Genomic DNA, 224 nt, shown 5'->3' with positions numbered 1-224 from the left:
GCCTGTATGGCCCATATCCGGCGCAAGTTCGTCGATGTGCACGCCTCCCAGGGATCATCCATCGCCGCTGAGACCATCCAGCGGATCGCCAAGCTCTACGAAATCGAAAAGAAGGCACGCGGAAAACCGCCACCGGAGCGCTCCGCCTTACGGCAAGCATACGCCAAACCTATCTTCGACGATCTGGAAGATTGGCTCGGCAGCCAATTGACACGGATATCGGG

1 protein-coding gene is annotated in these 224 nt (G+C 58.5%); it reads left to right on the top strand.

Annotated elements, in window-relative coordinates; genetic code table 11:
• A partial coding sequence (locus ACXAH0_RS25345) for an IS66 family transposase (protein ID WP_475196116.1) occupies window positions 1–224 on the top strand: 224 nt, incomplete at both ends.

Source organism: Roseibium sp. AWQ4_290, assembly GCF_056160985.1.
The sequence above is the reverse complement of the archived record's forward strand: the minus strand, read 5'-3'. Positions and strand labels throughout refer to the sequence as shown.